A 21,626-nucleotide genomic window follows, 5' to 3' on the forward strand; every position below is an offset into this window, starting at 1 on the left:
CTGTCTGGCGCTTGAAACTCCCAGAATCCACCCCATCTATAAGGGTATCTGGCAGGTTTCTTCATTCAGGATGTTTTATAGCTCCGGCCTGCTCAAAAGGAAGGTGACTAATGCGTATTGATCGTTTAACCAGCAAATTACAGTTGGCGTTATCTGACTCTCAATCCCTGGCGGTGGGCCTTGACCACCCGGCCATCGAGCCTGCGCACTTGATGCAGGCGCTCCTGGAGCAGCAAGGTGGTTCTATCAAACCCTTGCTGATGCAGGTGGGCTTTGACGTCAACAGCCTGCGCAAGGAGTTGAGCAAAGAGCTCGACCAACTGCCAAAAATCCAAAATCCGACCGGCGACGTGAATATGTCCCAGGACCTGGCGCGCCTGCTTAACCAAGCAGACCGTCTGGCCCAGCAAAAAGGCGACCAGTTCATTTCCAGCGAACTGGTGCTGCTCGCCGCCATGGATGAAAACAGCAAGCTCGGCAAGTTGTTGCTGGGCCAGGGCGTAAGCAAGAAAGCCCTGGAAAACGCCATCAACAACCTGCGTGGCGGCGACGCGGTGAACGACCCCAACCATGAGGAGTCGCGCCAGGCCCTGGATAAATACACCGTCGACCTGACCAAGCGCGCCGAAGAGGGCAAGCTCGACCCGGTGATCGGCCGTGACGACGAAATTCGTCGCACCATCCAGGTGTTGCAACGTCGTACCAAGAACAACCCGGTGCTGATCGGTGAACCTGGCGTGGGTAAAACCGCGATTGCCGAAGGCCTGGCCCAGCGCATCATCAACGGCGAAGTGCCAGACGGCCTTAAAGGTAAACGCCTGCTGTCTCTGGACATGGGGGCGTTGATCGCCGGTGCCAAGTTCCGTGGTGAGTTCGAAGAACGTCTGAAATCCCTGCTTAATGAACTGTCGAAGCAGGAAGGGCAGATCATTCTGTTTATCGATGAGTTGCACACCATGGTCGGCGCCGGTAAAGGCGAAGGCTCCATGGATGCGGGCAACATGCTCAAGCCAGCCTTGGCGCGGGGTGAGTTGCACTGCGTCGGTGCCACTACGCTTAACGAATATCGCCAGTACATTGAAAAGGACGCGGCCCTTGAGCGCCGCTTCCAGAAAGTGCTGGTGGAAGAACCGAGCGAAGAGGACACCATCGCGATCCTGCGTGGCCTGAAAGAGCGCTATGAGGTCCACCATAAGGTGGCGATCACTGACGGCGCGATCATTGCGGCGGCCAAATTGAGCCACCGCTATATCACTGACCGCCAGTTGCCCGACAAGGCCATTGACTTGATCGACGAAGCGGCCAGCCGCATTCGCATGGAGATCGACTCCAAGCCGGAAGTGCTCGACCGTCTGGATCGGCGCCTGATTCAACTGAAAGTTGAGTCCCAGGCCCTGAAGAAAGAAGAAGACGACGCGGCGAAGAAACGCCTGGAAAAACTTCAGGAAGAAATCGTCCGTCTCGAACGCGAGTATTCGGACCTGGAAGAAATCTGGACTTCGGAAAAAGCCGAAGTGCAGGGCTCTGCGCAGATCCAGCAAAAGATCGAGCAGTCCCGCCAGGAACTGGAAGCCGCACGCCGTAAAGGCGACCTCAGCCGCATGGCTGAACTGCAGTACGGGGTGATCCCGGACCTGGAACGCAGCCTGCAGATGGTCGACCAGCATGGCAAGCCTGAGAACCAGTTGCTGCGCAGCAAGGTGACCGAGGAAGAAATCGCCGAAGTCGTCTCGAAGTGGACCGGTATTCCGGTGTCGAAAATGCTCGAAGGCGAGCGCGACAAGCTGCTGAAGATGGAAAGCCTGTTGCACCAACGCGTGATCGGCCAGGAAGAGGCTGTGGTGGCGGTGTCCAACGCGGTACGGCGTTCGCGGGCCGGGTTGTCCGACCCGAACCGTCCAAGCGGCTCGTTCATGTTCCTCGGCCCGACCGGCGTAGGTAAGACTGAGCTGTGCAAGGCCCTGGCCGAGTTCCTCTTTGATACTGAAGAGGCCATGGTGCGCATCGATATGTCCGAGTTCATGGAGAAACACTCGGTGGCTCGTCTGATCGGCGCACCACCAGGCTATGTGGGCTACGAGGAGGGCGGCTACCTGACCGAAGCCGTGCGGCGTAAGCCTTACTCGGTGATCCTGCTGGATGAGGTCGAGAAGGCACACCCGGATGTGTTCAACATCCTGCTGCAAGTGCTGGAAGATGGTCGCCTGACGGACAGCCACGGACGCACCGTGGACTTCCGTAATACGGTGATCGTGATGACGTCCAACCTGGGGTCGGCACAGATCCAGGAACTGGTGGGAGACCGTGAAGGCCAGCGTGCTGCGGTGATGGATGCGCTGACCAGTCACTTCCGCCCGGAATTCATCAACCGGGTCGACGAAGTGGTGATCTTCGAGCCTCTGGCACGGGATCAGATCGCGGGCATCACCGAGATCCAGTTGAGCCGTCTACGTGGCCGTTTGGCCGAGCGCGAACTGGACCTGGTGCTGAGCAGCGAGGCGTTGGACAAGCTGATCGCGGTCGGTTACGACCCAGTGTATGGCGCACGGCCTCTGAAACGTGCGATCCAGCGCTGGATCGAGAACCCGCTGGCGCAGTTGATCCTGTCGGGCAGCTTTATGCCGGGCACCAGCGTCGAAGCGACCGTGGAAAACGACGAAATCGTCTTCCACTAAGCCCAGTCAGTGGCGTTATAAAAGGAGGCCCCGCATTGCGGGGCCTTTTTTTTTCGATAGGGCGTTGAACTGTAAGGAAAAGGCTTGTAAAGTGCGCCCCGCAACAACGTCAGCCCACGGGTTTCTTCTCCCCAAGAAGAAATCAGAAACAAGCGCAAATCATTGTCTTAAAAGCAATTTAAAGGGTTGACAGGGTTTTTTAAGATTGTAGAATAGCGCGCCTCAGACATGACAACGTAGCGATACGGAAGCATCGAAGAGAAGGTTGTAACGCAGTAGAAGTTGTACTTTGAAATATGTAGTTCCGTGATAGCTCAGTCGGTAGAGCAAATGACTGTTAATCATTGGGTCCCAGGTTCGAGTCCTGGTCACGGAGCCAATTTCAAGCCGGGGTATAGCGCAGTCCGGTAGCGCGCCTGCTTTGGGAGCAGGATGTCGGGAGTTCGAATCCCCCTACCCCGACCATATTTGGGTCGTTAGCTCAGTTGGTAGAGCAGTTGGCTTTTAACCAATTGGTCGTAGGTTCGAATCCCACACGACCCACCATTTTTGAGACCAGTTAACACTGGAATCGAATCTTAAGATCAGAGGCCAAAAGCGCTGATCGAAGAAGGCGACTGAAAGGTCGCCTTTTTTTTACCGGGGTATAGCGCAGTCCGGTAGCGCGCCTGCTTTGGGAGCAGGATGTCAGGAGTTCGAATCCCCTTACCCCGACCATATTAAAAATCCTCGTATCGAAAGATACGGGGATTTTTTTTGTCTGTGAAAATCCTGAATCCACCGCAAAGCAAATGTGGGAGCGGGCTTGCTCGCGAATGCGGTGGTTCAGTGCCAGATGTATTGACTGACACACCGCTTTCGCGAGCAAGCCCGCTCCCACATTTATCAGGTCACATTCTAGACCCGGCTGTTAATGCAATTTGAGACGCGGCTCCGTTCCACGCCCAATCTTGCTACCCAGCATCAACATCGCCGTGCGAAAGAAGCCATACAACGCCATCTGGTGCATCCGGTACAGCGACACATAAAACATCCGCGCCAACCAACCCTCAAGCATCACGCTGCCAGTGAGGTTGCCCATCAAGTTACCCACAGCAGAAAAACGCGACAGCGAAATCAGCGAGCCGTAGTCCGTGTACTTGTAGCTCGGCAGGTCCTTGCCTTCGATACGCAATTTCAGCGACTTGGCCAGCAGCGAAGCCTGCTGGTGAGCGGCCTGGGCCCGTGGCGGCACGTTGCGGTCGGTGCCCGGTTGCGGGCAGGCGGCGCAGTCGCCAAAGGCGAAGATGTTCTCGTCGCGGGTGGTTTGCAGGGTTGGCAACACCTGCAATTGGTTGATGCGGTTGGTTTCCAGGCCATCGATGTCCTTCAGGAAGCCCGGTGCACGAATCCCGGCCGCCCACACCTTGAGGCTGGCGGGAATCACCTGGCCGCTGCTGGTGATCAGCGCATCGGCCGTCACTTCGCTCACAGCCGAGTTGGTCAACACGGTGACTCCGAGTTTCTCCAGGGTTTTATGCACAGGCCCGCCGATACGCTCGGGCAGGGCAGGCAACACCCGTGGGCCGGCTTCAATCAGGGTGATGTGCATGTTTTCTGGCTTGATTCGGTCCAGGCCGTAAGCAGCCAGTTCATGGGCTGCGTTGTGCAGTTCGGCGGCCAATTCGACACCTGTGGCACCGGCGCCAACGATAGCGACGCTGATCTGCTCGACCACATCGGTCTGCCCCGCATGGGCGCGCAGGTAGTGGTTGAGCAATTGCTGGTGGAAGCGCTCGGCCTGTTTGCGGGTGTCGAGGAACAGGCAGTGTTGCGCTGCGCCTTCGGTGCCGAAATCGTTGGTGGTACTACCAACAGCGATCACCAGGCTGTCATAGCCCAGTACGCGCGCCGGCACCAGTTCGCGGCCTTCTTCATCGAGCGTGGCGGCCAGCTGGATTTTCTTCTGTTCACGATCAAGCCCACTCATGCGCCCCAGTTGGAACTCAAAGTGGTTCCATTTGGCCTGGGCGACATAATTGAGTTCGTCTTCCGAAGAGTTCAGCGAACCTGCAGCCACTTCGTGCAGCAGGGGTTTCCAGATATGGGTCAGGTTGGCGTCCACCAGCGTGATGCTGGCGGTGCCGCGCTTGCCCAGAGTCTTACCCAGGCGGGTAGCCAACTCCAGGCCGCCGGCGCCGCCGCCGACGATAATAATACGATGGGTCATGGGGATATCTCGCAAGGCTAAAAGAAATCGGAGCAGTTACCCCCGCGAGCGCCAGGCAGCTCATAGCGTCAGGTAACTCAAAAGGCGGCTCAGCAGACCGAGCCCGATCACCACTACCAGCACCACACACAGGAGCAGCCACGGCCGGAAAGGCTTGCGCTCGACTCTGTTCTGGGAGAGTTGCAGGTACTCTTCGACATGCTGTTGGTCATCGGGGTTCAGGCGGCTGGTCATAAAGGCCTCGTCAGGTAGACGTTGCAAAGGGGCGCCACGTTACAGTCCGGGGATCAGAGGCTGATGCCCACGTCGAACACTATGCTGCGGCCCAGGTTGTTGCGCAAGAAATCCGGCGCATCGGGGTGGGCAAACAACACCCGTGCAAAGGTCGGTCCCACCAGTGACAGCGAGCGCCAGCCCTGGCGCAGGTATTCGGTTGGGGGTGGAAAATGGCTGTTGAGGTCGAGCACTTCGCGCTTGAGGCTGGTGAAGGCAATGAGGTCCAGCTCCCCCAGGTCCATCCCGCGTTCTTTATAGTTGTGGGCCTTCTTGCGCAACGTGGGCGCCAGGCGCAGCAAAAACTCGTGGGCGGGGATACGCCGCGGCTTGGCTTCGCGCCGCACCAACTGGCTCAGGGAGAAAGCGCTGCGCCGGCGCAGCAGCTCATCGCGCCATTCGTCATTCAGGCGTCGGCCTTCGTCCAGTACAAAAAACACTTCGAAACTGGCATCGCGAAACAGCACGTCCGGCGGCTCTTGCCCTGCGGCGTGAAACTCTTCGGCACGGTAGGGCACATTCAAGCCTTGCAGCAGGCGCTGGCAGACCCAACGCTCACGCTCCCATTTGCGGGCATTGGACAGGAACGCGTTGGCTTGTTCGGCCGCTACAGTGAGCAGGCGCAAATAATCTGAGTCATCCATGCCACCAGCTTAGCGTCCAAATGATGACCGCAGGAAGTCCTGCCATAAAAGCTCGGTGTAGACTGGCAGCCTGCCCCTTATTTTAGTGTGGGAATACCGCCGTGATCAGTGCCGCAGTGCTCGCACCACAAACCCTCGGCGTCGGCTGGCTGGTGTATGCGCCGCTGGTGTTGTGGGCAATCTTCCGTTCGCCGTGGGTGGAGTTGTTCGCCGACCGGCGGCGCCAGCATCTGCTGTTCGGCACGGTGTTCGCGTTGTTCATGTTGTGGCTGGTGCGGCGGGATTTCGATACCGGTGTGTCCTATCACTTTATCGGCATGACCGCCGTGACCCTGCTGCTGGACTGGCCCCTGGCAATCGTCGGGGGCTTTGCCGCCCAGCTCGGTTTGATGTTGCTGGGGCGCCAGGACCTGGCTGCCCTCGGCGTCAACGGCTTGTTGCTGATCGGGCTGCCGGTGCTGGTCACTGAAGGCTGCGCGCTACTGGTGGAGCGTGCACAACCGCGCAATCCCTTTGTGTATATCTTTTGTTCCGGCTTTTTTGCTGCTGCGCTCTCGGCGTTGCTCTGCCTGTTGTTCGGGCTGGGGCTGTTGTGGATTGACGGGCTTTTCGCGATGCCAGAATGGCTGGAAGATTTTGTCGGCTACCTGTGGCTGATCATCTTTCCAGAGGCCTTTATTAACGGCATGGTGATCAGCGCATTGGTGGTGTTTTGCCCGGAATGGCTGGAGACGTTCAACCGTACCCGCTACCTCTCGGCGCCCTGGAAGGACGACGATTCGCAGCATTGATCCAGATCAAATCCCGCGCGCTCGGGCAGGCCCATGCTCTGCGGAATTTTTCCAGGAGCACGGATCATGAGTGTGTACGAATGGGCGCGGCAGGAGTTGCGCAGAAGCCAGGACGCAGCACAGGAAATCGGTTTTGACCCAGGCTTGACCCTGCGCGCGATGCTCAGTGCGGTGGTGCAACAGAGTAAAGGCGTGCGCAGTTTCGAAGACCTGGCCGACGAGCTGCAATACCTTGCAGAGAACCTCGACGACCAGCAGGAATACGCCTTTATGCGCCCTTAGTGGCGCGGCGGCAGGTCTTCGGAAAACAGTTCGTCTTCGGCGTCCGGCGCTACCGGGATCTTGTGTTCTTCAGCGGCCCAGGCGCCCAGGTCGATGAGTTTGCAACGGTCCGAGCAGAACGGCCGGTTGAGGTTGGTCGCCTTCCATTCCACGGGGGCACCGCAGGTTGGGCATTCGACGGTCAAAGGTTGGCTCATGATCGGCCTCCACGCAAAGTAAGGTAAAAGTGGTGCAGTCGCTCGACCTCGCTGTGCAACCAGGCGAGGTCCTGGTCATTGACCAGTACGTCATCGGCATGTTTCAGGCGTTCTTCGCGGCTGGACTGGGCCTTGAGAATCGCCTGTACCTGCTGTTCGCTGATGCCGTCGCGCTGCAGGGTACGCTGAATCTGCAGTGATTGCGGCACATCGATTACCAGCACGCGCTGGGTCATGCCGGACTGGCCGGACTCGATCAGCAGCGGCGACACCAGGATCGCGTAGGGCGAACGGGCCCGAGCCAGGTGGCTGCGAATCTCCTCGCCAATCAGCGGGTGCAGCAGGGCTTCCAGCCAGCGGCGCTGTTCGGGGACTTCAAAGATCAGCTTGCGCAGCGCCGCGCGGTCCAGTTGGCCGTCAGGCTGCAGTACGCCGGTGCCGAAATGCTCGACGATACGGGCCAATGCCGGTCGACCCGGTTCGACCACCCAGCGGGCGGCATGATCGGCGTCCACCAGGTCAATGCCCAAGTCGATAAAGTGTTGGGCCGCCGCGCTTTTACCGCTGCCGATGCCGCCGGTGAGGCCAAGAATCCAGGGTGTTGCAACAGAAGTGGTCATCTGAAACCGACAGACTGCAAATAGAAGTCGGTTATTTGACCACCCCAGAGCAATGCAATCCAGCCGGCAATCGCCAGATAGGGGCCAAACGGCATTGGCGTGGATGCCTGGGTCTTGCGTACACGCATCAGGATCAACCCGACAAACACCCCCACCAGCGAAGACATCAGCAGCGTCATCGGCAGGATTTGCCAACCGCCCCAGGCACCGAGCAGTGCCATTAACTTGAAGTCCCCGTGGCCCATGCCGTCCTTGCCGGTGGCCAGCTTGAACAGCCAGAACACGCTCCACAGGCTCATGTACCCGATCACCGCGCCCCACAGGGCGTCGTGCAGCGCAGTCAGCAAGCCGAAGCCGTTGATGATCAGCCCCAGCCACAGCAACGGCAGCACCAGTACGTCGGGCAGCAACTGATGGTCGGCGTCGATCAGGCTCATCGCCAGCAACCCCCAACTCAACAGCATTACCGCACCCGCCGGCCAGCCAAATCCGAAATGCCAGGCCACGAACGCCGAGATCAGCCCGCACGTCAGCTCCGTAAGCGGGTAGCGGGCGCTGATTGTTGCCTGGCAATGGGCGCAACGCCCCCGAAGCATCAGGTAACTGAGCAGTGGGATATTTTCCCATGGGCGAATGGGGTGCTCGCAGTGCGGGCAGCAGGAGTTGGGGTGCATGAGGTTGTAGGCTGGCCCGACAGGCTCTGGGGGCAAGCCGAGCACTTCGTGGGCCTGGGCGCGCCATTCCCGTTCGAGCATTTTTGGCAGGCGCCACACCAGCACATTGATAAAGCTGCCGACGATCAGTCCCAACACCAGTGACAGCCAGACAAACGCCTGCGGATGCTCGCTAAACAGCTGGCTCAAAATGCGCTCCCCATCTGGAATACCGGCAGGTACATGGCGATCACCAGCGTCCCGACGATGCCGCCCAATACCACCATGATCAGCGGTTCCATCAGGCTGGTGAGATTGTCGACCTGGTTGTCCACCTGCGCTTCGTAATGGCTGGCGACTTTTTCCAGCATGGTGTCGAGGGTGCCCGACTCTTCACCGATTGCTGTCATCTGGATCGCCATGCCGGGAAACAGGCCACTGTTGGCCATGGATTGATTCAATTGCATGCCGCTGGATACATCGTGACGCATATGCTCGATTGCCTGTTTGAACGGTCTGTTGCCCGCCGCACCCGCGACGGAGTCCAGCGCCTGTACCAACGGAACCCCGGCAGCAAAGGTGGTGGACAGCGTACGGGCGTAGCGGGCCACCGCTGAATTTCTCAGCAGTTTGCCTGCCAAGGGCAGTTTCAACAAACCGGCGTCCAGCCAGTGGCGAAAATCAGCGTGCGTCTTGTAGGCCTGGCGCAAGGCTGCGGCGCTTGCTCCCAGGCCGAGCGCCAAGACCCACCAGGCGTGCTGCATGAACTCGGACAGGGCAATGACCTGCAAGGTGAGCCCTGGCAGTTGGCCATTGACCCCGGCGAACAGGTGCTGGAACTGCGGCACGACCTGGACCAACAGCACACCGGTGACAAGGCTGGCGACCACCAGGACCACAGCCGGGTAGGTCATGGCTTTTTTGACCCTGGCCTTGAGTTGCTCGCTTTTTTCCCGGTGGATGGCCACGCGTTCCAGCAGCGTTTCAAGCGCTCCGGATTGCTCGCCGGCGGCTACCAGGTTGCAATACAGCTCATCGAAATGACCCGATTGCTTGCGCAATGCTTCGGTCAGGCTCACGCCGCTGACGATCTCCTGTTTCAGCCCTAGTACCACCTCACGGACGGTACGGTGCTCGACACCTTCACTGATGATATCGAAGGCTTGCAGCAGAGGAATGCCGGCCCTCAGCAGCGTGGCCAGTTGGCGAGTGAACAAGGTGATATCGGTCTTTTTGATCGAGGGAGTCAGGCCTGGCAGTGTCGGTAACTGCCTGCGTACACGCCCGGGGCAGATGCCTTGCTGGCGCAGTCGGGCCTTGATCACGGCGGGGTTGTGCCCCCTTGCCTGTCCGCAAACGCGGCGCCCTTTGCGGTTGGTGCCTTCCCAGGCGTAAATCGTCGAAGCGTTGTCCATGTCGCGGTTCCGCATAGAGGTCGTCGAAGAGGTATAGCCTAGTCAGGTGACGGCCAACGACGGGCCGGTGGTGCAGGATAAAATGTCAGAATGTGCGTCTTGCAGGCGCCTGGCCGCGTGCGGATGAGTACACTGGCGCCGCTGCACAACACGGGGCGCAGGATGCGCCTTGTCATGAGTTCTATCCTGGAGAGTGAATGTGATACGTCAAAAAGGTTTTACCCTGATCGAGCTGCTGATCGTCGTGGCAATCATCGGCATTTTGGCCACCATTGGCCTGCCGATGTACACCACGCACCAGGCCAAGGCCAAGTTCACCGCCGGTCTGGCTGAAATTACCGCGCTGAAGGCCGGGTATGAATCCACCATCAACCAGGGCACCGTCCCCACGCTGGCATTGATCGGCGGCACCGGCGACACCACCGCCAACTGCAAGATCGGCGTGACAGGCGACGTGGTCACCGGCGCGGGCACCCTGAGCTGCGAAATCCTCGACGCCCCGGCGCCCGTGCTGAACAAGGTCATCACCCTCACGCGCAGCGCGACCACCGGTTGGAAGTGCACCACGACCGCCGAAGAAAAATATGCCGCCAAGGGCTGCAGCACCGACGGCGCATAACTGCCAAACCATCCGCACGGACGTAGAGGTGGCCGATGTCGTTATCCGTACCACAGCGCGGCAGTATGTTCCTGGTAGCAACGGTTTGCCTGCTGATGGTTGGGGTGTGTGCGCCGTTCAGTGGGCATGACCTGCAACGGGCGATGCAAATTGCCATCGGGTTGTGCGCGGTGCTGTACGGGATGTCGGTCGCGCCTGCCGGGCCTCTGGTGGACCGGCCTACTGCCCTGGGCCTGACGCTGATCATCGCGCTGGGGCTGGTGTCTTCGGCATTGGCCCATCAACCGCTTTGGGCGTTCACCGAAGTCGCGCTGTTCATCAGTTGTGGGGCGATCGCCGTAGCGTTTGCCCTGCTGCGCCGGCATGGTGGCGCGCCTTTGGATCGCGCCCTGATCCTTGTGGTGGCGTTGCTTTGCCTGATCAAGTCGATTCAATACCTGTACGCTGGGGCGCTTGCCTTCTCCCTCGGCGAGCGAGTGCTGGACCTTGACGGGTTGCTGTCGGGGTTTTCCAACAAGCGTTTCTACGGTCAGTTTCAGACCTTCACGCTGCCATTGCTGGCGCTCCCTTTGCTGATACCGACGGTCTCCCGCTCCCAGCGGGCTGCGGTGTTTGCGTTGTTGTGCATCTGGTGGATGATCGCAATCAGCGGCGGCACTCGCGGTACCTGGCTGGGCATGGGGATGGCCGGCGGGGTGCTGGCGCTGCTCGGGCCGTGGGGGCGGCGTTGGGTGGGGTGGCAACTGGCTGCGATGTTTGGCGGGTTGCTGCTGTATTGGCTGGCGTTTACCGTACTGGCGGGTTACCTGGGTATTGGCACGTCTGCTGGCGCCAGTGATCGGCTGACCACCTCACTGTCGGGCCGAGGCCCGATCTGGTGGCAAGCTTGGCATATGCTTGCCGAGCACCCATGGCTGGGCTTCGGGCCGATGCATTTTGCCGATATTGCCAACAAGATCGCCGCACATCCCCACCAGGCTATCCTGCAATGGGCCAGCGAATGGGGCGCGCCATCGGCGCTATGCGTGGCGATCTTGGCGTGGCGCGGTGGTTGGGCCACGTTGGGCAAACTGCGCGAGCGGAGGCTGTCCTGCGAGCCTGCGGACCTGTTGCGGTTAGGCCTGTTTGCCGCGTTGATCGGCGCACTGGTGCAATCGATGGTTGATGGCGTGATCGTGATGCCCAATTCCCAGGTCTGGCTGGCGCTGATCGTGGGCTGGTTGATGGGGCTGCATGTGTGGCAAGGCCCGGCGACGCGGCCGCTGCCTTGGGCCTGGACCGTGTGGAACATCTTGTGCGTGTTGGCCGTTGGTCTGCTGGTTGCTATCGCGGTGCGGGACGTGCCTCACATCAAGCAGGCCCAGCAGCAGTACCTCGACACCCATGGCAACTTGCTGCAACCGCGCTTCTGGGCTCAGGGCGTGATTGCCCGCTGAAGGCCGCGAGTTGCCGGACGCCCGATGCGGTGCTAGCTTTAGCCCACCGCCCGTGTAGCTCAGCCGGTAGAGCAGCGCACTCGTAACGCGAAGGTCGCAGGTTCGATTCCTGTCTCGGGCAAAAAGGCAGCACCGCTTCAAAGGCAATGTTTTCAGATGATCCCAAGAATGGTTCTGAAGGCCAGACGAACCGGCATCCGTGCCTGTTCTTTTGTATCTGCGCAACCTTGATGTCCCAGATGCATCCCCATTCCTCGATCCAAAGAGAACACTATGACCACGACTGAAATGACCCAGGAAGTTCGGCACCAAGCAGCCCTCGAAAAATACCTTGAGGAGTCGCCGCAGCTTAAAGAAGAGATCAAGGATCTAAGCGCCGATGACCAGCGTGACCAGATCCAGTGGGCATTCGAGGACGAGGCCGAGAGCCAGGGCCTTCAGCCTTGGGAACTGACCCTTAAGTACACCTCGACAGCAGAAGAATTCGAATCAGCACGGTTGGCTTTGCATAAAGAGGCAGCTGAAGTGCTGGGTGTCGAATGGGACGAGTACTGCGAGATGAATAACCTCGTCGTCTAAGCACGGCGGCGCGATTGCTGTAGTGAGCGGGGCAAGCCCGCTCACTACAACGACGATCGATGGTTCAGATGCTCAGTCGCATCGACAAATCCACCGCCTTCACATCCTTGGTCATCGCGCCGATGGAGATGTAGTCCACGCCGGTTTCAGCGATGGGCAGCAGGGTGCTTTCATTGATCCCGCCGCTGGCCTCCAGCTTGGCCTTGCCGCCGTTCAGGCGCACGGCTTCACGCATGTCTTCCAGGCTCAGTTCGTCGAGCATGATGATATCCGCGTCCGCCGCCAGGGCTTCGCGCAGTTCGTCCAGGCTTTCCACTTCAATTTCCACCGGTTTTCCGGGGGCGATCTTGTGGGCGGCCGTGATGGCTTGGGCAATGCCACCGCAGGCGGCGATGTGGTTTTCCTTGATCAGGAACGCGTCATACAGACCGATGCGGTGGTTGTGACAGCCACCGCACGTCACCGCGTATTTCTGCGCCAGGCGCAGGCCGGGTAGGGTCTTGCGGGTGTCCAGCAGCTTGACCTGGGTGCTCCCGACGAAATCCGCCAGGTATTGGGCGCGTGTGGCGACGCCGGACAGCAACTGCAGGAAATTCAATGCACAACGTTCGCCACTGAGCAGCGAGCGCGCCGGGCCTTCGAGGTGGAACAGCGCCTGGTTGGGGCTCACACGTTCACCGTCGGCGACTTGCCAGTGCACGGCGACCCGAGGGTCCAATTGACGGAACACCGCGTCCACCCAGGCCGTACCGCTGATAACGGCCGCATCGCGGGTAATGATCGTGGCGGTGGCCAGCCGTTCGGCCGGGATCAACTGCGCAGTGATGTCGCCGCTGCCGATGTCTTCCAGCAGTGCACGGCGCACGTTGGCTTCGATTTCGGCGGTGAGGTCGGCAAGACGGAGATTCGGCATAACAGGCTCCACAAACAAAGTGCTCCGATTATAGGGGCAGTGGGCGCCTGAACCCAGCGACCTGCTCATTTACGACCAAATGGCAGAGGGTGCTGGCGCAACCACCCCTGATTGCAAGATAATCTCGCGCCTTGCAATTGGCGTCATAGCTTTGACGTCTGCCCAATACCGCCGTTTCAGGAGGCCAGGATGCACAATGACGGAAAGGTGGTGCCAATCAACAAGGCGCACGCCACGCCAGCGCCGCTCGCCCGATTGCCGGTGGTGTTGCTGCAAGTGCGCGACAAGGCGGCGCAACAGCTGCAGCAAGGCTTGCAGGAGCTATTCGATAACGCCGACGACACCTTGTTCGAAATGGCCGACAAGGCCCGCAACAACCTCGACCATCATATTTTTTTCGAAGCCATGCGCGACCTGCGCCTCAAGCGCAAGAATTTCGAGCGCGTGTTCATGGAGCGGTTGTTCGAAGCCTTCGCCTGCCTGGGCCAGGCCGGGCGCGGCGAGCGGCAATTGGTGCCAGTGGTGTCCTACGAAACGGCCCCAGGCACTTCCAGGGACGACCAGGAAAAAGCCGTGGCCCTTGAGGCGATGCTGGGCCGGGTGCGCCACCGCGACGGCCTGGCGCTGGGGCAACTCACCACGCGCTTGAGTGCCCTGTTGGGCAATCGCCTGGATGATCGTGAAAACCCCTTGGGCCCGGCGCTGTTGTGTGAATTCTTCCTGCGGGCAGGGCGCAGTCTGGGGGTGGAGATCCGCGTCAAGCTGATCATGCTCAAGCTGTTTGAAAAATACGTGCTCAGCGACGCCGACCAACTCTACAACGAGGCCAACCAATTGCTGGTGGCGACCGGCGTATTGCCCGAACTCAAGGCGCTGCCTTCCCGTCGCCTGGGGGGGCATGCGGTTCGCGATCTTCAGCGCGACACCGTATCGCCGACAACCGACCAACCCGTTGATGACACCGGCCAGGAAGCGTTCGCCGCTTTGCAGCAATTGCTCATCACCGTGCGCGGCAGCATCGCGCCCACCCTTGAAGCCAGCGCCGAGCCCCTGCCGATTACCACGCGCGACCTGCTGCGCCTGCTCTCTCATCTGCAGCAATACGTGCCCGAACCGGACGCCGAGGACGACTTCGACCTGCGCAGCCAGCTTGGGCAGTTGCTCACCCGCGTCAGCGTCAAGAGCGGCAAGTCGCGGGTGGTGGAGGGGGCAGATGAAGACGCGATCAACCTGCTGGCCATGCTGTTCGAATTTATCCTTAACGATCGCAGCGTGCCGGATGCCTTCAAGGCGTTGATCGGTCGCCTGCAGATCCCGATGCTGAAAGTGGCGGTGCTGGACAAGCGTTTTTTCAGCCACGCCAGCCACCCGGCGCGCGGCTTGCTCAATGAAATCGCGGCGGTAGCCATGGGCTGGAGCCCGCGCGATGACTGTCAACGCGACAACCTGTACCTGCGCATCGAGCAGGTGGTGCAGCGTCTGCTCAATGAGTTTGTTGAAGACACGGCGATTTTCTCCCAACTGCTGGCGGAGTTCAGCGCGTTTGCCGCCGACGAGCGGCGGCGCAGTGACCTGCTCGAACAGCACACCCGCGATACCGAAGAGGCACGCCTGCGGACCGAGGCTGTGCGCCAGCGGGTGGCCGAGGTACTGAATCGACGCTTGTTGGGCAAGGTCCTGCCACGCTCGGTGCTGCTGTTCGTGCAGCAAGCCTGGAGCCAGGTGCTGCTGCTGGCCCATCTCAAGTACGGGGAGCAGTCGTTGCAATGGCAGGCGGCGCTGCGCACCCTGGATGACCTGATCTGGAGTGTCAGCCTGCAAAGCGACACACATGCCGGGCGGCATTTGCTGGGGCAGGTGCCGGGTTTGCTCAAGGCCTTGCGCGATGGATTGACCAGCGCCGCGTTCGACCCTTTCAGCACCCGAGAGTTTTTTGTGCGCTTGCAAGCGCTGCACACCCAGGCGCCGGAGGAGATCGATGGGTTGGTCGAGGTGCGCGAGCCATTTGTGCTCGGTGCAGTTTCGCCTGATCCCGTCGAAGGCCTGCCGGAGCATGACCCAGACCTGCTCAAAACCCAACTGCTGCAGATCGGTGGCTGGTTTGTGTTTGATGGGGGAGACACCAGCGCCCAGCGTTGCAAGCTCACCGCGATCATGGCGCCGACCAACACCTATATTTTTGTCAGCCGCACGGGGCTCAAAGTGCTTGAGCACAGTGCCGGCCAACTGGCATTGGCGTTCAAGCATGGAACGCTGCATGCCTTGGATAGCGGGCCATTGTTCGAGCGAGCACTGGTGGAAGTGGTGGGCAGGCTGCGACAACTCAATCGCGGCAAGTGATCGCAACCACGGGGTCGAACGCGGCATACTGCACATACTTTGACTCATTCTAGGAAGCTGTATGCAGTTGGACTCCGCCAGCGGTTGGTGCCAGGGCATCCGCCATTGCCCTTCGCCCAACTTCAACGAGCGCCCCGCAGGTGAAATTTCACTGTTGGTGGTGCACAACATCAGCCTGCCCCCTGCACAATTTGCCACCGGCAAGGTGCAGGAGTTTTTCCAGAATCGCCTGGATGTCACGGAACATCCCTACTTTGAAGGGATCGCTGACCTACGGGTGTCCGCGCATTTTCTGATTGAACGCGACGGTGCGGTGACGCAGTTTGTGTCGTGCCGCGACCGGGCCTGGCATGCGGGGGTCTCGTGCTTCGAAGGGCGCGAAACCTGCAATGACTTTTCCGTGGGCATCGAGCTGGAAGGCACGGATGACTTGCCGTTTACCGACGCGCAATACAAGTCGCTGATCGACCTGACTGGTCAGTTGTTGGCAGCGTACCCAGGCATCACGCCCCAGCGTATCTGTGGTCACAGCGATATCGCGCCAGGGCGCAAGACCGACCCCGGCCCGGCTTTTGATTGGGCGCGCTTTCGCAACGCCCTGCAGGATGGAGGACACGCACGATGAGTTTCCTGGTGTTGGTGTTGGCGGTGTGGATCGAGAAGTTCTCGGCCCTGCGCCAGCGGTTGCAACGTGACGGCGGATGGCTGCGTGAGCTCGCCAAGCTGGAATCGAGCCCGCGTTGGGGCAAGCAGCCGTGGTTGATTCTGGTGCTGCTGGTGTTGTTGCCGGTGGCATTGCTGGCGCTGTTGCTGCTGGTGCTGGAGCCGGTGGCCTATGGCTTGCTGGCCCTGCCGGTGCACCTGTTGGTGGTGATCTACAGCCTGGGCCGAGGCGATCTGTTGGCCGGGCTCGGCCCGTTTCGCGATGCCTGGCGCCGGGGCGATCTGCAGGCTGCCGAGCATGTGGCCGAGCGCGACCTGAAACTGGGCGCCGACAGTGGCGAGCAACTGCTAGAGCGTGTCCAGGGCCACCTGCTGTGGCAGGTCTACCAGAGTTTTTTCGCGGTGATCTTCTGGTACTTCCTGCTGGGCCCGGTTGCCGCATTGGCGTATCGCCTGCTGGCGCTGGCCAGTGAACACAGCAGCAACCCGCTGGTGGCCGAGCGTGCCGGGCAACTGCGCCACGCGTTTGACTGGTTGCCGGTACGCTTGCTGGCGGCCAGCTTCGCCCTGGTGGGCAACTTCGTCGCCGTCAGCCGCGTAATGCTTCACGAGTTGTTGAGCTGGGACATCAGCGCCGCCCAACTGGTGGAGAAAGTCGGCCTGGTCGCCGCCGAGATCCCGGCGCCGGTGGTGGGCGCCGAGGGCATCAACAGCCTGGACCGCCTGTGGGAACTGCTGCTGCGCGCAGCGGTGCTGTGGTACGCCGGCTTCGCCATCTGGACCGTATTGCCCTGACCCGTAGTGAGCGGGGCAAGCCCGCTCACGACACTGTTTTTCGCAGGGCCTTCAGGCTCGTTAACCTTAAGTTACAAAACTTCCTTTCAAATTGAGCTATACAGATGATGGCTAACTGCCGCCCTGCGCCTCAATAAAAATAAAAGAAAGGGAGTTCACCTGTGAAGAGCTTGCTCTATCCCGCCGTCGCGCTGATGAATCGCCTGAGCTTCGGCATGAAGTTCAGCCTGATCAGCGTGCTGTTCCTGCTGCCCATGCTGGCGACCAACTATTACCTGGTGCGTGATTCCTGGCGCGAATTCCAGGGCACGCGGATCGAATTGCAAAGCTTGGATCTGCTCGGCAGCAGCCTGGCCCTGCGCCGGGACCTGGAAACCCTCAACAACCTGGTACAGATCAACGCCACCCTCGGCCAGTCCGGCAAGGCCGGTGACCTTGAGGGCAAGATCAGCGCGCTGGAGCACAGTGTGCTGAGTCGCCTGCAAGGCCTTGATGCCATGGCCACCGACCCCGAACAAATCGCCGCCTTTGAGAGCAAGCGCGACGAGTTGATCAGCGCCTTCAAGGCCCAACAGCAGGAAACCTCGCTGCTGAGCAAAAGCGCGCTGATCGGCAAGTTGCTGAACAAGGCCCAGATGCTCAGCCAGATCATCGCCAGCCAATCGGGCCTGAGCCGCGACCCCCAGGGCGACCTGCGCCAGCTCAGTGAACTGATCACCAGCGTCACCCCGCACGTCACCCAGACCCTGGGCGAAGGCCGGGCCATGGGCGCGTACTCGTTAGGCCAGGGCTTTCTCAATTCATCTTCCAGCACCCGTTTTGACGAATTGCTGCAACAGCTGGAAAAACTCCAGGCCGAATACGGCCTGAAATTACAGGACGCCCTGGGCTCCAGCCGCGCTGCCCACGCGGCCCTCGATGGCATGGCCACGGCCAGCAGCGCCAGCCTCAAGCAAGGCAGCGAGTTATTCGAAGAGCAGGTGGTGATGGCCGAAACCCTCGACGCCCCTTGGCAGCCTTTTTACGACAACGTCAGCCAATTGATGGCCCAGACTTACCAGCTCAATGAGGCCACCCTGGCCTTTATCGGCCAGCAGTTGGAGCAGCGCCTGGCGCAGAACCGCATGCATATGGTGCTGCTGGTGTCGGCGCTTACGGCGGTGTTCTTGCTGATCTTCTATCTATACGGTGGCTTCTACGCCTCCACCCGCACCACGCTGCGACGCTTGGGGCTGATGATGGACAAGGTGGCGGCCGGCGACATGACCGTCACCTTTGTCGCCCACAGCCGCGATGAACTGGGCGACCTGGGCCAGGTGTTCAATGGCACCGTGGCCAAGATCCATGACCTGATCGAGCGCGTCGGGCACACCGTCAGCCAGGTCGAACTGCAGGCTGGCCAGGTGGAGTCAGTCTCGGCCCGCAGCAACCAGGCGGTGTCCGGCCAGCGTACGCAAATCGAACAGGTGGCGACGGCGATGAACCAGATGTCGTCCACAGCCCAGGAAGTGGCGCGCAGTGCGGCAGCGGCGGTCAACAGTGCCCATAGCGTCAACGATGAGACCGTCAGTGGTCGTGGCCTGGTGCAATCCCAGCAGGGCAGCATTGCGCGCCTGGCCTCGGAGATCGACCAGTCGGTGCAAGTGATCAATCAGTTGGCCACCGACAGCCAGTCCATCAGCAACGTATTGGAAGTGATCAAAAGCATCGCCGAACAGACCAACCTGCTGGCGCTCAATGCGGCGATCGAGGCGGCGCGGGCCGGTGAGCAGGGCCGAGGTTTTGCCGTGGTGGCCGATGAAGTGCGCACCCTGGCCCGACGCACCCAGCGCTCAACCGAAGAAATCGAGCAGATGATCAGCCGCCTGCACAGCGGTGTGGCGGCGGCCGTGACGGCGATGGGCACCAGCCATGCCATGGCCAATGGCACGGTGGGGCAGTCGGAAAAGGTCCAGCAAGCCTTGGAAAATATCCTCGGCGCCGTAGGCATGATCGTCGATCAGAACCAGCAGATTGCCGCCGCCGTGGAGCAGCAGACGGCGGTCGCCCACGATATCGACCAGAACATTGTGCAAATCAACCGTGCTGGTGAGTACGCAGCCGAGGGGGCCCATCAGACCGAGGCTGCCAGCCGGCAACTGTCAATGCAGGTGATTGAGTTGAAGCAATTGATCGGTGCCTTTCGCGTGTAGGGCGTAGGCGTAGGATTTAAGCCTTAGCTATGTGGTGCATGTCCTGATTTGCCTCGGGCTCTTTTTTGCCGGTGTGGATAAGTGAAAATTTGTTTCACTCAAGTCCATGTCCAAGGGGCACAGCGATGACCACTGTTATCGGCATCAAAGGGCACTGCGCCCACTGCGACATCACCTTCGAACTCAAGCCGTGGCAATTGAACGCCATCGCCATCGAAGAGCCTTTTGATTGCCCGTACTGCCAACGGATCTTGCAGTTGAATTGCCCTCGCCAGTTGCGCCGGCTCAAGACGCTGGACCATTGGGCGCTGGTGCGCCCGAGCATGGTGGTGCTGACCTGCATGGTGCTGATCGTGGCATTGGTGATGGAGTGGGTGGGACTGATCAGCGTGGTTGGCCAGCTCAATGTGTCACTGGCGGTGCTTCTGGTGCACTTCGTGGCGTTGCGCTATGCCCGTTACCGCCAGCGCCTGACGCTGGAGTTGCAAGTGGTGACGCCAGCCTTACCAATTGAACAGCTCGCACGCATTGCGTGTGCTCGCCTCGGCCAGCAATAGCGGGGCAATGCCCATACGTTCAGCCAGGGCGTTGCAGATAGCCGGCAAGTGTTGCGGGCTGTTGCGCTGGCCGGGGAACATGGCCGGTGCCATGTCAGGGGCGTCGGTTTCCAGCACCACCGCGTCCAGCGGCAACTGTGCCAGCACCTTATGCATGCGCAGGGCCTGGGGCCAAGTGGCAGCACCGCCCAGGCCCAGTTTGAAACCCAGCTTGATGTATTCGCGGGCCTCTTCCTGGCTACCGGCAAATGCGTGGATGATGCCGCCCCGCGGCAGGCGGATACGTTTGAGGGTGGCAATCACTGCCGCGTGACTGCGGCGTACGTGCAGCAACGCCGGCAGTTGGAAGTCGGCCGCCAGCTTGAGTTGGGCTTCAAACAGGCTTTGCTGGCGTGCGCGGTCCAGTGTTTCAAGAAAGTAGTCCAGGCCAATTTCGCCCACCGCACATAACTGGCGGTGACCGTGCAGGCGGCTGAGCCAATCGCCCAGTTCCGTCAGGTCGGCGGGGCGATGATCGTCCAAGTACACCGGGTGCAGGCCAAAGGCGGCGAACAAGCCTTCGTCGTTCTGCACCAGGTCCCACAGCCGTTGCCAATTTTGCTGATACACCCCGAGCACCACCATGCGCCGTACGCCCAGTTCACGGCTGTGGGCGAGGACTTCCCCGCGGTCAGTGTCGAAGTCCGGGAAGTCCAGGTGGGTGTGGGTGTCGATCAGCTCCACGCTCAGGCCTCGTGAATACGCTGCTTGAACGTGCGACCGATGGCGTGCACGCCCGGCTGGTACTGCTCTTGTTCAATCGCGGCCAGGGCCAGCTTCAGCGAGGTGTCGGCGATGTGTTGATGTTGCTGGGCCATGGCGTTGACCGGCAGCGGCAGGAAGTCCAGCAACTGGGTGTCACCAAAGGTGCCCAGGTGCATTTGGCGTGCCTTGGCCGGCACTGCCTGCAGGGCGTCGAACACGCCTTGCAGCAATACGTAGGACGTGGTGATCAGCGCGTCAGGCAAGTGCCCAAGGCGTTGCAGGAGTTCTTCCATCATGCGCTTGCCGCATTCGCGGCTGAAGGCCAGGCCGTGTTCGATGCTGCTTTCCACCTCGCTGTCACGCAGGGCCAGGCAGAAGCCCTTGGTGCGTTCCTGGCTGATGCTCAACTCGGCCCGCGCACCCAGCAGCACGATTTGCTTGGGCTTGAGTTGCAGCAGGCTGGCGGTCAATTGCTGGCTGGCCTGGCGGTCGTCACTGACCACCGAGCAGAACTGCGCCGGGTCCATCTCACGGTCGATGGCAATGATTGGCAGGCCCTTGGCTTGCAGCTCACGGTAGCTGTCGTCGTTGGGCGGCAGGCAACTGGCCACGAACAACGCATCACAGCGCCGGGCGCGGAACAGTTGGAGCAATTGGCGCTCGCTGTCGGCGTCATCGTCGGAGCTGGCGATCAGCAACTGATAGCCGCGGGCCCGGGCACCTTGCTCCAACAGCTTGGCGATGCGTGCGTAACTGGGGTTTTCCAGGTCGGGCAGGATAAAACCCAAGGTGCGTGTGTGCCGACTGCGCAGCCCGGCGGCCTGGGGGTTGGGGGTAAAACCATGGGCCTCAACCACGGCACGCACCCGTTCGACGGTGGCGTTGCTGATCCGTTGTTGTTCGGCCTTGCCGTTGATGACGTAGCTGGCGGTGGTCACGGACACACCGGCCAGACGTGCGATATCACTGAGTTTCAAACCGGGATTTCCTTGTTTTTTGGAGCTTGCCCCGACATTTTGTCCAATCGTA

The 21,626-nt window shown here is 60.5% G+C and carries 21 protein-coding genes and 5 tRNA genes; 16 read left to right on the forward strand and 10 right to left on the reverse strand.

What is annotated here, in order from left to right; translation table 11 throughout:
* The first annotated feature begins 110 nt into the window (after positions 1–110).
* From clpB to DYL59_RS00160, 5 genes are all read left to right on the forward strand, one after another.
* Complete coding sequence (clpB, locus tag DYL59_RS00140; protein ID WP_135287348.1) at positions 111–2,675, forward strand: ATP-dependent chaperone ClpB; 2,565 nt, start codon at positions 111–113, stop codon at positions 2,673–2,675.
* A gap of 303 nt (positions 2,676–2,978) precedes the next feature.
* A tRNA-Asn gene (locus DYL59_RS00145) sits at positions 2,979–3,054 on the forward strand.
* 9 nt (positions 3,055–3,063) lie between these two features.
* Positions 3,064–3,140, forward strand: a tRNA-Pro gene (locus DYL59_RS00150).
* A 5-nt stretch (positions 3,141–3,145) separates the two neighbouring features.
* Positions 3,146–3,221 (forward strand) — tRNA-Lys (locus DYL59_RS00155).
* 94 nt (positions 3,222–3,315) lie between these two features.
* A tRNA-Pro gene (locus DYL59_RS00160) sits at positions 3,316–3,392 on the forward strand.
* Positions 3,393–3,585: 193 nt separating this feature from the next.
* Here DYL59_RS00160 and DYL59_RS00165 read toward each other — a convergent pair.
* From DYL59_RS00165 to DYL59_RS00175, 3 genes are read right to left on the reverse strand one after another with little or no spacing between them, the layout of a single operon-like run.
* Positions 3,586–4,884 carry an NAD(P)/FAD-dependent oxidoreductase gene (locus DYL59_RS00165; protein WP_135287349.1) on the reverse strand — a complete coding sequence of 433 codons (1,299 nt, stop codon included), beginning with the start codon at positions 4,882–4,884 and terminating at the stop codon, positions 3,586–3,588.
* 60 nt (positions 4,885–4,944) lie between these two features.
* On the reverse strand, positions 4,945–5,118 hold the full coding sequence (locus DYL59_RS00170; RefSeq protein WP_122489560.1) for a DUF3094 family protein: 174 nt from the start codon (positions 5,116–5,118) through the stop codon (positions 4,945–4,947).
* Positions 5,119–5,171: 53 nt separating this feature from the next.
* Positions 5,172–5,801 carry a DUF1780 domain-containing protein gene (locus DYL59_RS00175; protein ID WP_083360208.1) on the reverse strand — a complete coding sequence of 210 codons (630 nt, stop codon included), beginning with the start codon at positions 5,799–5,801 and terminating at the stop codon, positions 5,172–5,174.
* A 101-nt stretch (positions 5,802–5,902) separates the two neighbouring features.
* Here DYL59_RS00175 and DYL59_RS00180 point away from each other — a divergent pair, with 101 nt between their 5' ends.
* Both DYL59_RS00180 and DYL59_RS00185 read left to right on the forward strand, forming a co-directional pair.
* On the forward strand, positions 5,903–6,592 hold the full coding sequence (locus DYL59_RS00180; protein ID WP_135287350.1) for an energy-coupling factor ABC transporter permease: 690 nt from the start codon (positions 5,903–5,905) through the stop codon (positions 6,590–6,592).
* A 66-nt stretch (positions 6,593–6,658) separates the two neighbouring features.
* The gene (locus DYL59_RS00185) at positions 6,659–6,874 is read left to right on the forward strand and encodes a hypothetical protein (protein ID WP_003171680.1); all 216 of its coding nucleotides are present in this window, start codon (positions 6,659–6,661) and stop codon (positions 6,872–6,874) included.
* Here the strand turns inward: DYL59_RS00185 and yacG are convergent.
* The 4 genes from yacG to DYL59_RS00205 are packed head-to-tail and all read right to left on the reverse strand — an operon-like array spanning position 6,871 to position 9,759.
* Positions 6,871–7,071 (reverse strand): DNA gyrase inhibitor YacG, encoded by a 201-nt coding sequence (gene yacG, locus DYL59_RS00190; protein WP_017845472.1) that lies wholly within the window; start codon positions 7,069–7,071, stop codon positions 6,871–6,873. The two genes, DYL59_RS00185 and yacG, sit on opposite strands and share 4 nt — an antisense overlap.
* Positions 7,068–7,691, reverse strand: coding sequence for a dephospho-CoA kinase (gene coaE, locus DYL59_RS00195; protein ID WP_135287351.1), 624 nt, complete (start codon positions 7,689–7,691; stop codon positions 7,068–7,070). Before coaE ends, yacG begins: the two co-directional genes overlap by 4 nt.
* Positions 7,688–8,554: a prepilin peptidase gene (locus DYL59_RS00200; RefSeq protein WP_135287352.1), complete on the reverse strand. Its 867-nt coding sequence runs from the start codon at positions 8,552–8,554 to the stop codon at positions 7,688–7,690. The genes coaE and DYL59_RS00200 overlap by 4 nt, the downstream gene beginning before the upstream one ends.
* Positions 8,551–9,759 (reverse strand): type II secretion system F family protein, encoded by a 1,209-nt coding sequence (locus DYL59_RS00205; RefSeq protein ID WP_135287353.1) that lies wholly within the window; start codon positions 9,757–9,759, stop codon positions 8,551–8,553. Before DYL59_RS00205 ends, DYL59_RS00200 begins: the two co-directional genes overlap by 4 nt.
* A gap of 202 nt (positions 9,760–9,961) precedes the next feature.
* On the opposite strand from DYL59_RS00205, the gene DYL59_RS00210 reads away from it, so the two are divergent.
* The 4 genes from DYL59_RS00210 to DYL59_RS00225 all read left to right on the forward strand — a co-directional run bounded on the left by DYL59_RS00210 (position 9,962) and on the right by DYL59_RS00225 (position 12,393).
* Complete coding sequence (locus DYL59_RS00210) at positions 9,962–10,378, forward strand: pilin (RefSeq protein WP_135287718.1); 417 nt, start codon at positions 9,962–9,964, stop codon at positions 10,376–10,378.
* Positions 10,379–10,413: 35 nt separating this feature from the next.
* Positions 10,414–11,814 (forward strand): O-antigen ligase family protein, encoded by a 1,401-nt coding sequence (locus DYL59_RS00215; protein ID WP_135287354.1) that lies wholly within the window; start codon positions 10,414–10,416, stop codon positions 11,812–11,814.
* A 48-nt stretch (positions 11,815–11,862) separates the two neighbouring features.
* A tRNA-Thr gene (locus DYL59_RS00220) sits at positions 11,863–11,935 on the forward strand.
* A gap of 152 nt (positions 11,936–12,087) precedes the next feature.
* Complete coding sequence (locus tag DYL59_RS00225) at positions 12,088–12,393, forward strand: DUF6388 family protein (protein WP_135287355.1); 306 nt, start codon at positions 12,088–12,090, stop codon at positions 12,391–12,393.
* A gap of 64 nt (positions 12,394–12,457) precedes the next feature.
* On the opposite strand, the gene nadC is transcribed toward DYL59_RS00225, so the two are convergent.
* Positions 12,458–13,306 (reverse strand): carboxylating nicotinate-nucleotide diphosphorylase, encoded by an 849-nt coding sequence (nadC, locus tag DYL59_RS00230; RefSeq protein ID WP_135287356.1) that lies wholly within the window; start codon positions 13,304–13,306, stop codon positions 12,458–12,460.
* A gap of 189 nt (positions 13,307–13,495) precedes the next feature.
* Between nadC and DYL59_RS00235 the strand changes: the two genes are divergently transcribed.
* From DYL59_RS00235 to DYL59_RS00255, 5 genes are all read left to right on the forward strand, one after another.
* Positions 13,496–15,646, forward strand: a complete 2,151-nt coding sequence (locus tag DYL59_RS00235; RefSeq protein WP_135287357.1) for a DUF1631 domain-containing protein — start codon at positions 13,496–13,498, stop codon at positions 15,644–15,646.
* Between the two features lie 61 nt (positions 15,647–15,707).
* Positions 15,708–16,271: a 1,6-anhydro-N-acetylmuramyl-L-alanine amidase AmpD gene (gene ampD / locus DYL59_RS00240; RefSeq protein WP_135287358.1), complete on the forward strand. Its 564-nt coding sequence runs from the start codon at positions 15,708–15,710 to the stop codon at positions 16,269–16,271.
* Positions 16,268–17,104, forward strand: coding sequence for a regulatory signaling modulator protein AmpE (ampE, locus tag DYL59_RS00245; RefSeq protein ID WP_135287359.1), 837 nt, complete (start codon positions 16,268–16,270; stop codon positions 17,102–17,104). Before ampD ends, ampE begins: the two co-directional genes overlap by 4 nt.
* A 1,487-nt stretch (positions 17,105–18,591) precedes the next feature.
* Positions 18,592–19,296, forward strand: a complete 705-nt coding sequence (locus DYL59_RS31945; RefSeq protein ID WP_420359256.1) for a methyl-accepting chemotaxis protein — start codon at positions 18,592–18,594, stop codon at positions 19,294–19,296.
* A 125-nt stretch (positions 19,297–19,421) separates the two neighbouring features.
* Positions 19,422–19,853, forward strand: coding sequence for a hypothetical protein (locus DYL59_RS00255; RefSeq protein WP_135287361.1), 432 nt, complete (start codon positions 19,422–19,424; stop codon positions 19,851–19,853).
* Here DYL59_RS00255 and DYL59_RS00260 read toward each other — a convergent pair.
* Positions 19,800–20,576: a TatD family hydrolase gene (locus tag DYL59_RS00260; protein ID WP_135287362.1), complete on the reverse strand. Its 777-nt coding sequence runs from the start codon at positions 20,574–20,576 to the stop codon at positions 19,800–19,802. The genes DYL59_RS00255 and DYL59_RS00260 overlap by 54 nt on opposite strands.
* A 2-nt stretch (positions 20,577–20,578) precedes the next feature.
* Positions 20,579–21,574, reverse strand: a complete 996-nt coding sequence (gene cra, locus DYL59_RS00265; RefSeq protein ID WP_135287363.1) for a catabolite repressor/activator — start codon at positions 21,572–21,574, stop codon at positions 20,579–20,581.
* Between the last annotated feature and the right edge of the window lie 52 nt (positions 21,575–21,626).

It is taken from the genome of Pseudomonas kairouanensis (assembly GCF_004682055.1).
GTDB lineage: Bacteria > Pseudomonadota > Gammaproteobacteria > Pseudomonadales > Pseudomonadaceae > Aquipseudomonas > Aquipseudomonas kairouanensis.

Coding starts and splice junctions, on each gene's coding strand:
- DYL59_RS00175 (WP_083360208.1), bottom strand. CDS start 5,801: ATGGATGACTCAGATTATTTGCGCCTGCTCACTGTAGCGGCCGAACAA.
- clpB (WP_135287348.1), top strand. CDS start 111: ATGCGTATTGATCGTTTAACCAGCAAATTACAGTTGGCGTTATCTGAC.
- nadC (WP_135287356.1), bottom strand. CDS start 13,306: ATGCCGAATCTCCGTCTTGCCGACCTCACCGCCGAAATCGAAGCCAAC.
- ampE (WP_135287359.1), top strand. CDS start 16,268: ATGAGTTTCCTGGTGTTGGTGTTGGCGGTGTGGATCGAGAAGTTCTCG.
- DYL59_RS00170 (WP_122489560.1), bottom strand. CDS start 5,118: ATGACCAGCCGCCTGAACCCCGATGACCAACAGCATGTCGAAGAGTAC.
- DYL59_RS00165 (WP_135287349.1), bottom strand. CDS start 4,884: ATGACCCATCGTATTATTATCGTCGGCGGCGGCGCCGGCGGCCTGGAG.
- yacG (WP_017845472.1), bottom strand. CDS start 7,071: ATGAGCCAACCTTTGACCGTCGAATGCCCAACCTGCGGTGCCCCCGTG.
- coaE (WP_135287351.1), bottom strand. CDS start 7,691: ATGACCACTTCTGTTGCAACACCCTGGATTCTTGGCCTCACCGGCGGC.
- DYL59_RS00185 (WP_003171680.1), top strand. CDS start 6,659: ATGAGTGTGTACGAATGGGCGCGGCAGGAGTTGCGCAGAAGCCAGGAC.
- DYL59_RS00205 (WP_135287353.1), bottom strand. CDS start 9,759: ATGGACAACGCTTCGACGATTTACGCCTGGGAAGGCACCAACCGCAAA.
- DYL59_RS00235 (WP_135287357.1), top strand. CDS start 13,496: ATGCACAATGACGGAAAGGTGGTGCCAATCAACAAGGCGCACGCCACG.
- DYL59_RS00225 (WP_135287355.1), top strand. CDS start 12,088: ATGACCACGACTGAAATGACCCAGGAAGTTCGGCACCAAGCAGCCCTC.
- ampD (WP_135287358.1), top strand. CDS start 15,708: ATGCAGTTGGACTCCGCCAGCGGTTGGTGCCAGGGCATCCGCCATTGC.
- DYL59_RS00255 (WP_135287361.1), top strand. CDS start 19,422: ATGACCACTGTTATCGGCATCAAAGGGCACTGCGCCCACTGCGACATC.
- DYL59_RS00215 (WP_135287354.1), top strand. CDS start 10,414: ATGTCGTTATCCGTACCACAGCGCGGCAGTATGTTCCTGGTAGCAACG.
- DYL59_RS31945 (WP_420359256.1), top strand. CDS start 18,592: ATGTCGTCCACAGCCCAGGAAGTGGCGCGCAGTGCGGCAGCGGCGGTC.